The organism is Parvimonas oralis, from assembly GCF_047608425.1.
In the GTDB taxonomy this organism is placed as follows: Bacteria; Bacillota; Clostridia; order Tissierellales; family Peptoniphilaceae; genus Parvimonas.
In genome coordinates, this window is record NZ_JBLKRS010000004.1 from 111,074 (window position 1) to 124,728 (window position 13,655).

Consider the following 13,655-nt stretch of genomic DNA (forward strand, 5'->3'; position numbering starts at 1 on the left):
TTTATGTTGATTGGAATTTGATTTTGATATATCTGCGATACATTTACTTTTGCTAAAGCAAAAGTATGAGATCTCTCTGCTCCATTCGTTTCACACATTTCGGTCGAGATGACGTGTTGGGAGTGTTTCTCATAAAATATTATGACGTGAAATATTTTTTTCTATGAAATTTTTAAATATTTTTTGAAGCTTATTTACTTTTAACGTCTGGCTATTAATCGAAGATTTATCTTTATACGTCATTTCGACCGAAACGTAGCAGAGCGGAGTGCAGTGAATCTAGCCCTAACTTTGTTTACTTGTAAACAAAAGTAGGTCTGACAGAGTAATTGTATCGTTAGATACAATTGCTCTGGAAATCTCACACTTATGCTTGTATATAAGCATAAGTGAATGTATCGTAGATACATTAAATAATTAAATCTTCAATACTAATTCCCCCACAAAAAAACAAAACCCTGTCGGTTTTGTTTTTCAAAAATTTATTATAGACTTTGTGCAGCGGTAATTACTGCTAATTTATATACATCTTCTTCGTTACAACCTCTTGAAAGGTCTGATATAGGTTTGTTAAGTCCTTGTAGGATAGGTCCTATTGCTTCAAAACCTCCAAGTCTTTGTGCAATTTTGTATCCGATATTTCCTGATTGTAAGTCAGGGAAGATAAATACATTTGCGTGTCCTGCAACTTTTGAGCCCTTTGCTTTTTGTTCCCCAACTGATGGAACTATTGCAGCATCGAATTGTAGTTCTCCGTCTAATGATAAATCAGGTGCCAATTCTTTAGCCATTTGTGTAGCATCAGCAATTTTTTGTGAAAGCTCGTGTTTTGCAGAACCCTTTGTAGAGAAACTAAGCATTGCAACTTTCGGATCTATTCCGAAAATTTTAGCAGTTTTGGCAGTTTCAACAGCGATTTCAGCTAATTCTTTTGCTTCTAAAGTAATATTGATAGCAATGTCAGCAAATACATATCTTTCTCCATTTTTTCCAAGCATAACCATTGCTCCACTTGTTCTTGAAACATTTGGTTTAGTCTTTACGATTTGAAGTGCAGGTCTTACGGTATCTCCTGTTGAGTGAACAGCACCACTAACCATTCCGTCAGCTTTTCCCACTTGTACCATCATAGTTCCATAGTAATTTACATCTTTTAAAAGCACTTCAGCTTCTTCTTTTGTGTTTTTGCCTTTTCTACGTTCAACAAATTTTTCAACTAATTCATCAAAATCTTCCGCTTTTAAAGGATCAATTATTTCAATATCATCAATACAAACATTTAATTCCTTTGCAGTTTTTTTGATTTCTTCAACATTTCCTAAAACTATTGGAGTTACTAAACCGTCTTTTTTTAATCTCACACAAGCACCTAAAACTCTCTTATCTTCTCCTTCAGGAAATACAATTCTCTTATTTGTTCCCTTAATTTTTCCTGTTAATTCTTCAAAAATATTCATAATACCCCCTACATTATTAATTTCACTTTTTTATCATTTACTATAAATTCAACTTCATCAACTCCGGACATATATTCTCCATCAAAATTAATTTCAATATTCTTTGAAATAATTTTGATTTTCTTTGCTTTGAAGCAAGAAGTTATATCCTCATTGACATGAGTTGCATTTACAAGTGTTTTTATTTTTTTAATAATATCAAATTTTGATTTATATCTAATAGCACAAATGTCAAGAAGTCCGTCTTTCATATCTGCATATGGTAATATATTTATTTTTCCACCATATTTACTTCCAATGCCCACAGCTATTAAAAAATAATCATCTTCATATTCAACATCGTCAATTATCATCTTGTATCTTTTTCTCTTGTGATGAAATAGAGCTAAAGCTATTGCTATTTTATAAGCTAGTCCATTTTTAATAAATTTTTTTACTTTTAAAGCATATTTATTAACTTCTGCGTCAAAACCTACAGATGCAATATTGAAAAATGATTTATCTAAAAATGAGCCATAATCGACAAGTATTGTATTTCCCTTTATAATTCTTTCCATACAGATTATAAAATTGCAGGATTCTTGTAGACTATTCATATAGTCATTTCCTGTACCTGCAGGAATTACACCCAGCTTTATATTATTTTTAACAGCAATATCTCCTACTTCATTTATAGTTCCGTCTCCACCTACTGCAATTAATTCATTAAAACCATTTTTAACAGCATCTTCTGCTATTATAATTGATTCACCCTCTTGTGTGGAGCACTTGATTTCATATTCAAAATTTAAGTTCTTTCTCCTAAGATATTCTTCAATACCTTCTTTAAAGTCAAATTTTTTGAAACCTGAGGCATGAGGATTTAAAACAAACATTAATTTTCTCATTATTTTGCTAATGCCATCCTTAGTGCTTCTATTTCTTCATTTGATAATTCTTGGTTTACTGTTCCGGATTTTACTTCTTTTGCATAAGTTATACAGCTTTCTCTACCATAAATAGTAGTTAATAGTAATCCATTATTAAATCCGTCCAATAGTGCTATTGTATAAGATAATTTATTTTTCAAATCATGAAAAGCATCATATTTTACAAAACCAATTTTTTGTATTGTAAAAGCAAATTGACTTTTTGCTGTTCTAATTTGTGTTTCAAGTTCATTTACTTTTTTATCCATTTCAAAAATATCATTTGAGTGAGCATGAATAAGTTCTCCCATATTCAAGTCTCCTCTGCCCCTTAAAAGCATATCATACTTTTTCTTTTGAAGACTTAGCTTTTTATTAACTTGGTTAAATTGATATAGGATAAAAATTAAGACAAATAGCACTAATATTAAAAATATTCCTGAATATGCATTTAAAAATTCTAATACTGTATTCACTATTATTTATTCCTTTCTATTATACTAATTAAGGCATTTGCACATTCCTCAACCTCTTCAACGGTATTATAATACCCAAAACTGAATCTAATTGCACCAAGTTCATCAGTTCCTAAACTCTTATGAGCAAGTGGTGCACAATGGAAGCCGGGTCTTGTATAAATGTCGAATTCATCACTTAAGATATAGGAAACTTCAGAACTATCCATATCTTTTATATTTAAGCTCACAACAGCCCCCTGTCTATCATCTAAAGTTCCGTATAAAATAATTTCTTCATTATCCTTTAATAAATCTATGAAATGATTTTTTAAAGTTATTTCATGATTTCTAATATTTTCAATACCTACTTCGTTGATAAAATCTATTCCCTTACCTAGAGCTATAATTCCAACTCCATTGGGAGTTCCGCTCTCTAAACTGTCAGGATATAAATCAGGTTGATCTATACTATAAGAATAGCTTCCCGTTCCACCTTGTTTTAAAGGCTTAACAGTAATTCCTTCCTTTATATATAGAGCACCGGTTCCCATTGGTCCAAAAAGAGCTTTATGACCCGGAAAAGCAAGTAAATCAATATTCATATCTTGAACGTCAATATCCAAAACTCCTATTGATTGAGCGGCATCCACAAGATATAGTATATTATTCTCCTTACAGAATTCTCCGATACTCTTTATATCTATAATAGTTCCAAAAACATTGGACATATGAGTAGTTACAATCATCTTCGTATTAGGAGCCACTGATTCGAATATTTTTTGAGGATCTATATAGCCTTTTTTATCCGCATAGACAATACTTAAATCAATTATTCCATCTTTTTTTAACTGATTAAGAGGTCTTAAAACGGAATTATGCTCCATCGATGTAGTAATAACATGATCCCCTTCCTTCAAAACTCCTTTTATAGCTAAATTTAAACTGTCTGTAGCATTAAAAGTAAAAATTACATTAAGAGGATCTGTTCCATTTATTAAGTTACAAATTTTCTCTCTAGTTTCGTAAATTTCCAAATCCATCTTCATAGCGAGTTTATGACCGCTACGTCCGGGATTCCCTGCATAACCTAAAGAACATTCCATAATTTTATCGGTTACAATTTTAGGCTTTGGAAAAGTTGTTGCTCCATTATCCACATAAATCATACTATCACTCCAAATTATAAATATTCATCAAAGAATCAATTATTCTTTGTAAATCCGCCTCGTTGAGATAGCTTATCTCTATTTGTCCGCCTTTTTTCTTTTCGTGAATCTTAACCTTTGCATCTAAAACTTCAGTTAATCTTTCACAAATATCCTTTATAAAAATATCTTCAGTCTTATTTTTGTTCTGTTTAGCCTTTTTTTCGACATCTCTGATATTTACTTCCTTAACTAATAATTTTTCAAGATATTTTTTTCTCTCTTCTTCAGTCTCTAAAGAAAGTAAAGTTCTTCCTTGACTTGGACTTAAATCCCCCCTTATTAAATATTCTTTTATATAATCTGATAGATTTAAAAGTCTTAAATTATTTGCGATATAGGATCTACTTTTTCCAATTATATCGGAAAGCTCTTGTTGTGTAAGTTTATATTCTTCCATCAAAGTTTTTAGAGAAATAGCTTCTTCAATTGGATTTAAGTCTTCTCTTTGAATATTTTCAACGAGGGCAAGTTCTCTAGCTTTTCTGTCACTAACATTTTTAACCACAACCGGTACTTTTTCCAGTCCTGCCAATTTAGAAGCTCTAAATCTACGCTCTCCGGCAATAATTTCATATTTATCTTCTACTTTTCTAACAACTATTGGTTGAATAACTCCGTCTGCCTTAATAGAATTTGCCAGTTCTTCCAAACTGTCATCATCAAAATTTTTTCTAGGTTGATCTTCTCTAGCAACTAACTTTTCCAAGTCAACGGTTAATAAATTTTCATCAGTAATAAAATCTTCTTCTCTTAAAAGGGAACCCAGCCCCCTACCTAGACCTTTTTTCTTCATTATTTTCTCCTATTCTTAATTAATTCTTTAGCTAAAGATAAATAAGCAATAGCACCTTTAGAATTCTTATCATAATATATTATGCTCTCTCCAAAACTTGGAGCTTCAGCAAGTCTTATATTTCTAGGAATAACTGTATCAAATAATTTATCTTTGAAATAATTTTCAGTTTCTCTCTTTACATCCTCAGATAAGTTATTTCTCGAATCATACATTGTAAGCAATACACCTTCAATTTCAAGCTCGGGATTTAATCCCTTCCTTATTATATTAACTGTATTCATAAGTTGGCTTACACCCTCAAGAGCATAATATTCGCATTGAATTGGAATTAATACGCTATGAGAAGAAACTAAAGCATTAATACTCATAACACCCAATGACGGTGGACAGTCAATGATAATAAAATCATAATTTTGGGGTATCTTTTCAATCTCTTCCTTTAATAGATATTCTTTTTTATCTACACTTAATAATTCAATCTCAAGACCGCATAAATCTGAATTTGCAGGTATTATATCCACATTTTTGGATTTTGTCTTTTGAATAGCATCATTAATGTCTTTTTCATGAGTTAAAACATCATAAACAGTAATATCTGGTTCTTCAATACCAAGTCCCGAAGTTGAATTACCTTGCGGATCCATATCTATAACCAAAACCTTCTTTTTATTAAAACCTAAAGCTGATGCCAGATTCACTACAGTTGTTGTCTTTCCAACACCACCCTTTTGATTAAATATTGATATTACTCTCATTTCTCTTTTCTTTTTAAAAGCATCAAAAATTTTCATAATATTTCCTTTGTTTTTATATTCTTCTATTATATACTACTATTAAATATCATATCTTTAAGATAATTTTGTAATATTAATAGTAGCCTTATCATAAATTATAATATTACTATTATTATACCATAAATTAATCATTAATTTTTAAGTTAAACATATTTTTTTACATTTCTAAAAAATAAATGTTTCACGTGAAACAACCTTAAAAACAAAACATATATGTTTCACGTGAAACATATACGTTTTGTAACTAATTTGTAACTTTTTGTAATTTTTTTGTAACTTTTTGTTGACTTTTTGCAATGCTTGGTGTAAAATATGTCTATAAGTTAGGAGGTAATTATGAAAATTAAAAAAGTTTTGACAACTTCAATGTTATGTGCATTAGTTTGTACAACATTGCCAGTAGCAAAATCTTTTGCTGATGAAACAGAAAAAGTTAAAGTTCATAGTACGAGTATTGAAGAAGTAAACAATTCATTAATTAGTGAGTCAAATAAGGTCTTGGAAACTCCTTCTGTTGCACAATTAAAAAAAGTTACAAGTGAAAATGAAATATATTCTTTAGTTACAGAAGAAGATACTAAAATGCCGGAATTAGAAGAAAATTCTTATTATGTAAAAGAATCTCTTGATTTAAAACCGGTTTTAAGTGAAAACGAAGACGAAACTGTTAAAGTTGCTAAGGGTTCAATTGTTAAAGTTGAAATGAGTGGAGATAAAATGGCTACTGTTACAGTAGATGGAAAAGTAGTAAGTATTGACATTTCAATGTTATCAAAAGAAGTAGTTGAACCGGAAAAATCTGAAACTGAAATTAAAGCAGAAGAAGAAAAGAAGGCAGCTGAAGCTAAAAAAGCAGAAGAAGAAAAGAAAGCTGCTGAAAAGAAGGCAGAAGAAGAAAAGAAGGCAGAAGAAGAGAAGAAAGCTGCTGAAGCTAAGAAAAAAGCTGCTGTTAAAAAAGTAACTCTTTATGCTACAGAAAACTTAAATGTAAGATCTGAACAATCTGCTACTTCATCTAAACTTGGTATTTTATCAAAAGGTGAAAAAGTAAGCGGAATAGATAGAGGAGAATGGGTAGAATTTGAATTCAACGGAAAGACTGCTTATGTTATAAAATCATATCTTTCTGAAACAAAACCTGTAGTTGAACAACCTAAGAAAGAAGAAAAATCTAAGAAGAAAAACAACTCAGAATCAAAACCTAAAGCTCCTGCTAAAAATGAAAGCGAAACTTACAATGCAGATATAGATACTGTTGTAGATTTAGCATTAGCACAAGTTGGTAAACCATATATTTGGGGAACTTCTAATCCAAATATCGGATTTGACTGTTCCGGTTTAGTATATTATGTATATAAACAAGTTGGAATCAACTTAAGCAGAACATCATATACTCAAATTAATCATGGTACAAGAGTTTCAGCATCAGAATTAAGAAAAGGTGATTTAGTATTCTTTAACAATGGTGGTGGAAGAATTAGTCACGTTGGTATTTACATTGGAAACAATAAATTTGTTCACGCTTCAAGTCCGGGAACAGGTGTTATTGTAAGTAAACTTTTCGGAAGTTACTTTGGAAATACTTTTGTTGGAGCAACAAGAATTATAAAATAATTTCTATGAATTAGGAATTAAAGACGGTTATAAACCGTCTTTTTTTGTTTTTCAAGTTATTTCTGTATGTTTTTTATCATAATCAAAAATGTTTTACTTTTTTTAATGGTATAAGACATTGTTTCTTGTGTTTTTTATTTAAGTTGTAGACTTTTATTAATAAATTTGTTATAATTATGAGTAATAATGCTCAGATGCTTTTATTGGAAAATACCATTGCATACAGGAAAAATTAATAACGATATTAAAAAATACTTATAACTTTTTTCTTAGAAAAGCTATATTTACTTTCTAAATAGAAAACTATAATAATTCAACAATATAATCTTAATACATGTTTTTTGACATATATACATATAGCTTTATATGTGTATATGTTTTAAAATATAATAAAAATCAAATTATTTTTTAAGTATTCGATAGTTTGGTTTGATTAGTTTTAATTAAAAAAGGAGGAAATATGAAACAAAGATCTAAAAGTTTTTTAGTATTTTTTTTGATTTTATCAATGGTATTACAAACAATTGGAACATCTTTTGTTTACGCAGATGGACAAGTTAAACCGGATGTTACTGTTACAGAATTTTCTATGGTTAATCAAAAAGAAGAGTATGAACGTTATGAGAAATTTAAACTTTCTCTAAAATGGGATGCAACTAAATACCAAAATAATCTCAAAGAGGGAGACTATTTTATAGTTAATTTACCAGATAATATGTTGTTCCCTAAAACACAAGCTGCAACACATTTTGACTTGCTTGATACGGATGGAAAAGTTGTTGCAAAAGCGGTAGTTACACCTAAGAATGATGGTGGTGGAACAATTAAAGCTACATTTACCAAATATGTTGAAGGTAAATTTAATGTTAAAGGTACAATGTTTTTGGAAGCAAAATTTTACGAACAAAAACTTAATTTAGGAGAAGTAAATACTTTTAAAGTTAGTATTGGAAAGTCTTTTCAAGAATTAAAAGTAAAAATTAAAAAGCCTATCGGAAAACCTACTGAACAAATAGGAAAATGGCATGAAGTAATTGATAATGAAGAGAATAAAGTAAGATGGTGTATAAGAGTTAACTTAACTAAAGAAAAAATACTTAATCTTAAACTTGAAGACAATGTACTTGATGGTGAAAAGATTATAGACGGTTCTTTCAAATTATATGCTGTGTATTGGGATGAATATGGACGTTATAAAGGTGCAAAGGTAATAGATCTTCCTGAAATAAAGTTGGCTCAAGATAAGAAGAGCTTTACTGCCGATTTCAGTAAGGTTAAACCTTACATTCCAACAGGCTTTAAACCAAATGGAGAAGTTGCAGGTTGGAAATTAAGTGAAAAACCTGCAGGAGATTTAACAGGAGCACAATTATATCTTACTTACGAGGCAACTTATACACCAGGAAAAGAAGCTCATAATAAAGTTAAGGGAATTTCAGAAAGTTGGGCTAAACCAAAAGAGGTAACTGCCAGCTATCAATCAGCTTCTTCAGGTGGAACAGGAGAAGGAAATAACGGCAAGGTTAAGGTTGTTAAGAAAGATTCAATCGACTCTAGTATTAAACTTCCTAAAGCAAAATTTGAAATTAGAGTTAAAGGTACAAATGACTTAATTGAAACAATTGTTACAGGAGAAAACGGGGAAGCCATTTCTCAAAACACATTGGATCCTACTAAGAAATATATTCTAAAAGAAGTAAGTACTCCACCGGGATATGAAGTTGACTCAACAAGTGAAAATTTGGAATTTACACCGGATTTAAACAAGTTAACAGATGTAGAAGTTAAAAACAAACGTATTTTAACTAATATTTCAGGAGAAAAGACTTGGGTTAATGATGAAGGTCATAATGTTCGTCCAGCACAAATTACAGTTCAATTACTTGCCGACGGAAAGGAACTAGCAGGAAAAACTCAAGTTGTAACACCTGATAACAATGGTCACTGGAAATATGAATTTAAGAATTTACCTAAATACAGAACAGATAAACGTGATGCTCAAGGAAATGATATTCCTATCGTTTATACTGTAAAAGAAGTACAAGTCCCTGAAGGTTATACTTCAGAAGTAACAGGTATGAATATAAAGAATACTTACAAGCCTAAGGAATTTACTTTTAAATTTAGCAAAACTGATGTTGCCGGGTCAGAATTAGCCGGAGCTACAATTAAATTAAGTTCAGATGATGGCAGACCATTAATCAATAATAATGGAACAAAAGTATCATCTGTTGAATGGGTATCAGATGGTACTTCTAAAGAATTTAAGCTTGCACCGGGAAATTATACTTTTGAGGAAAAAGCAGCACCGGAAGGATTTACTTTAGCTACAACAATTAAGTTTACATTAAAGGATGATGGAACTGTAACGGGAACTACCGTAAAAGTAGATGGATCTACAACTATTATAGCAATGGTAGACGATTACAAATATCATGATGTTAAAGTAAGCAAGGTTGATTTAGGCGGAACAGAATTAGCCGGAGCAAAAATTACTGTAAAATCAGCTGACGGTTCAGACTTAATCAGCAATAATGGTATAAGAGTTAATTCAGTTACTTGGGTATCAACTAATACTCCTAAGGAATTAAAATTAAGAGCAGGTAAATATATATTCCACGAAGAATCAGCACCTGAAGGATATTTAAAAGTAACAGATATTGAATTTGAAGTTGATAAAGACGGAAAAGTAAAAGTAACAAAAGTAGCTCAAGATGACAAAGTTGAAGTTGATGGCGGAAAGATTACAATTACAGACCGTAAAGGAATTTCAATCAAGACAGAAGCTAAAGTTAATGGACAAAAAGAAGCAAAAGCTAAAAATCAATTAACTTTAACTGATAAAGTAAGCTATAAGAATTTAATAGTTGGAAAAACTTATACAGTTAGGTTAGTATGGATGGATAAGGAAACTAAACAACCATTCTTAGCTGAAGGAAATCCTATTAAAGCTGAAACTACATTCGTTGCTGATAAAGCGGATGGTGAAGTAGAGCTAAATGTAACTGTAGATTCAGATTATTTCACTAAAGAAACTAAATTAGTAGCATTTGAAAAAATGTTTGAAAATAACGTACAAGTAGCTGCTCATGAGGACATTAATGATGAAGCTCAAACTGTTGTAATTAAAGAAAACTTTAATCCTGTTAAAGTAAGTAAGGTTGATTTAGGCGGAACAGAATTACCTGGAGCAAAGATTACAGTTAAGTCAGCAGACGGAACTAATTTAATCAAAGATAATGATACAAAGGTTAATACAATTACTTGGGTATCAACTAATACTCCTAAGGAATTAAATCTATTACCTGGGAAATATGTATTCCACGAAGAATCAGCACCTGAAGGATATTTAACAGTAACAGATATTGAGTTTGAAGTTGATAATGACGGAAAAGTAACAGTAACAAAAGTAGCTGAAGATGATATAGTTAAAGCTGAAGGCGGAAAAATTACAATTACAGACCGTAAAAAACCTACTGTAGAAACAGAAGCAAAGGTTAATGATAAAAAAGAAGATGCACCAACCGATAAAGTTGTTCTAACAGATGTTGTTAAGTACAAGAATTTAATCGTTGGAAAGAAATATACAGCTAAGTTGGTATGGATGGATAAAGCAACAGGAGAACCATTCAAAGTTAATGGAAACCCTGTTACAGCAGAAAAAGAATTCGTAGCTAACGAAGCAGATGGTCAAGTTGAATTGAGTGTAACTTTAGATGCTAAAGATTTTAAAGAAGATACAACATTAGTAGCTTTTGAAGAAGTTTATAAAGGCGATAAATTAGTTGCAACTCACAAAGATCTTGAAGACGAAGGCCAAACTGTAAAAGTGAAACAACCAAAACCGGACTTAAAGACAGAAGCTAAAGTTAATGGAGAAAAAGAAGTAAAAGCTAAAGATGAATTAACTTTAACAGATAAAGTAAGCTATAAGAATTTGGTAATTGGAAAAGAATATACAGTTAAACTTGTTTGGATGGATAAAGCAACAGGACAACCATTCCTAGTTGAAGGAAATCAACTTACAGCTGAAAAGACATTCGTTGCTGATAAAGCAGATGGTGAAGTTGAATTAACTGTAAAAGTAGATTCAAAACACTTCACAAAAGATACAACATTAGTAGCATTTGAAGAAATGTTCCACAATGGCATAAAAGTAGGAGCTCATGAAGATATTAATGATGAAGCTCAATCTGTTTTAATCAAAGAAAACTTCAATCCTGTTAAAGTAAGCAAGGTTGATTTAGGTGGAATAGAATTACCTGGAGCAAAGATTACAGTTAAGTCAGCAGACGGAACTAATTTAATCAAAGATAATGATACAAAAGTTAATACAATTACTTGGGAATCAACAGAAACTTCTAAGGAATTAAATCTATTACCTGGAAAATATATATTCCACGAAGAATCAGCACCAGAAGGATATTTAACAGTAACAGATATTGAATTTGAAGTTGATAAAGACGGAAATGTAACTGTAACAAAAGTAGCTGAAGATGATATAGTAAAAGCTAATGGTGGAAAAATTACAATTACAGACCGTAAAAAACCTACTGTAGAAACAGAAGCAAAGGTTAATGGAGAAAAAGAAGATGCACCAACTGACAAAGTTGTTTTAACAGACGTTGTTAAATATAGCAATTTAATAGTTGGAAAGACATATACAGCTAAGTTGGTATGGATGGATAAGGCAACAGGACAACCATTCCTAGTTGATGGAAAACCTGTTACAGCTGAAAAAACATTCGTAGCTGAACAAGAAAATGGTGAAGTTGAATTAAGTGTAACTGTGGATGCTAAACATTTTGAAAAAGATACAACATTAGTAGCTTTTGAAGAAGTTTATAAAAATAATGTATTAGTTGCAGCACACAAGGACATTAATGATGAAGACCAAACTGTAAAAGTAAGACAACCTGAACCTAAATTAAGAACTGAAGCAAAAGTTAATGGTAAGAAAGAAGCTGCTCTTGAAAAAACATTGACACTAACAGATTATGTTTATTATACTAATTTAGTTATAGGAAAAGAATATACAGTTAAACTTGTTTGGATGGATAAGGCAACAGGAAAAGAAATCTTGGTAGATGGAAAACCATTAACTGTAGAAAAAACTTTTGTTGCTGAAAAGAGCGATGGTAAAATTGAGTTAAGTACAGTTGTTGAAGCTAAATATTTGAAACAAGGTAAACTTGTAGCTTTTGAAACAATGTATGAAAAAGGTAAAGAAATAGCTTCTCATAGAGATATTAATGATGCAGATCAAACAATCTTGTTGAAGAAACCTATATTACCTAAGACAAATGTAAGCTCAAACTTAGCTTTATATGCAAATATGTTAATAGGATCAGGAGCATTAGTTGCTTTAATAGATTCTAAACGTAGAAAAAGATCAAAATAATCGAAAGATTAAACAATAAAAAATGAGGGTCAATAATGACCTTCATTTTTTTGTATTTAAACAGAAATAACTAACGTCATAGTGCTTTGCAGATATACCCCAATACGTAATCTCGAGCGTAGTCAATCTAGTCCTAACTTTGTTTATTTGTAAACAAAGTTAGGGCTAGATTCGTTTCGCTTACGCTACAGTCGAAATGACGTATAAGGAAAGAACTTTGTTTAGTGGCTAGGCGTTAGTAGTAAAAAACTTCAAAATATCTTTATAAATATGGTAGAAAAAATAAAAATCTACATCATAGTATTTTTAAATTATATAAAAAATAAAATAACTCACGTTATGGAACTTTGCAAAGAGAAGCTCCCAACACGTCATCTCGACCGAAGTGTAACGGAGCGGAGAGATCTCACACTATTATTTGCTTGCAAATAATAGTAAGTCCTGCAAAGGACTTAAAAAAATAAAAATGTTAATTATAATTACTATGTAAATTTTCTAGAGTTTCATTTAGTATGAAAATTTCATATCGATGTAGCTACGATATATTTACTTTTGCTAAAGCAAAAGTATGAGATTTCCAGAGTCATTGTATCAAAAGATACAACGACCCCGTCAGACCTACTTTTGTTTACAAGTAAACAAAGTTAGGGCTAGATTCGTTTCGCTTACGCTATAGTCGAAATGACGTATAAGGAAAGAACATTGTTTAGTGGCTAGGCGTTAGTAGTAAAAAACTTCAAAATATCTTTATAAATATGGTAGAAAAAATAAAAATCTACATCATAGTATTTTTAAATTATATAAAAAATAAAATAACTCACGTTATGGAACTTTGCAAAGAGAAGCTCCCAACACGTCATCTCGACCGAAGTGTAACGGAGCGGAGAGATCTCACACTATTATTTGCTTGCAAATAATAGTAAGTCCTGCAAAGGACTTAAAAAAATAAAAATGTTAATTATAATTACTATGTAAATTTTCTAGAGTTTCATTTAGTATGAAAATTTCATATCGATGTA

General features: G+C 30.7%; 8 protein-coding genes. 2 read left to right on the forward strand and 6 right to left on the reverse strand.

Annotated elements, in window-relative coordinates:
• Nucleotides 1-485: 485 nt before the first annotated feature.
• The 6 genes from pta to ACMX2D_RS05805 are packed head-to-tail and all read right to left on the reverse strand — an operon-like array spanning nucleotide 486 to nucleotide 5,618.
• Nucleotides 486-1,457: a phosphate acetyltransferase gene (gene pta / locus ACMX2D_RS05780; protein WP_414973104.1), complete on the reverse strand. Its 972-nt coding sequence runs from the start codon at nucleotides 1,455-1,457 to the stop codon at nucleotides 486-488.
• A gap of 8 nt (nucleotides 1,458-1,465) precedes the next feature.
• A complete protein-coding gene (locus ACMX2D_RS05785) occupies nucleotides 1,466-2,344 on the reverse strand; it encodes a diacylglycerol/lipid kinase family protein (RefSeq protein ID WP_414973105.1) in 879 nt (292 codons plus the stop codon).
• Nucleotides 2,344-2,841 carry a DUF4446 family protein gene (locus ACMX2D_RS05790; RefSeq protein WP_009447575.1) on the reverse strand — a complete coding sequence of 166 codons (498 nt, stop codon included), beginning with the start codon at nucleotides 2,839-2,841 and terminating at the stop codon, nucleotides 2,344-2,346. The genes ACMX2D_RS05785 and ACMX2D_RS05790 overlap by 1 nt, the downstream gene beginning before the upstream one ends.
• 2 nt (nucleotides 2,842-2,843) lie before the next feature.
• Complete coding sequence (locus ACMX2D_RS05795; RefSeq protein ID WP_414973106.1) at nucleotides 2,844-3,989, reverse strand: aminotransferase class V-fold PLP-dependent enzyme; 1,146 nt, start codon at nucleotides 3,987-3,989, stop codon at nucleotides 2,844-2,846.
• A gap of 4 nt (nucleotides 3,990-3,993) precedes the next feature.
• Nucleotides 3,994-4,824 carry a ParB/RepB/Spo0J family partition protein gene (locus tag ACMX2D_RS05800; RefSeq protein WP_009447593.1) on the reverse strand — a complete coding sequence of 277 codons (831 nt, stop codon included), beginning with the start codon at nucleotides 4,822-4,824 and terminating at the stop codon, nucleotides 3,994-3,996.
• Nucleotides 4,824-5,618 (reverse strand): ParA family protein, encoded by a 795-nt coding sequence (locus ACMX2D_RS05805; protein ID WP_414973107.1) that lies wholly within the window; start codon nucleotides 5,616-5,618, stop codon nucleotides 4,824-4,826. Before ACMX2D_RS05805 ends, ACMX2D_RS05800 begins: the two co-directional genes overlap by 1 nt.
• A 339-nt stretch (nucleotides 5,619-5,957) precedes the next feature.
• Between ACMX2D_RS05805 and ACMX2D_RS05810 the strand changes: the two genes are divergently transcribed.
• Both ACMX2D_RS05810 and ACMX2D_RS05815 read left to right on the forward strand, forming a co-directional pair.
• Nucleotides 5,958-7,235, forward strand: a complete 1,278-nt coding sequence (locus ACMX2D_RS05810; protein ID WP_414973108.1) for a C40 family peptidase — start codon at nucleotides 5,958-5,960, stop codon at nucleotides 7,233-7,235.
• Between the two features lie 460 nt (nucleotides 7,236-7,695).
• Nucleotides 7,696-12,636, forward strand: a complete 4,941-nt coding sequence (locus ACMX2D_RS05815) for a VaFE repeat-containing surface-anchored protein (RefSeq protein WP_414973109.1) — start codon at nucleotides 7,696-7,698, stop codon at nucleotides 12,634-12,636.
• The last annotated feature ends 1,019 nt before the right edge of the window (nucleotides 12,637-13,655 follow it).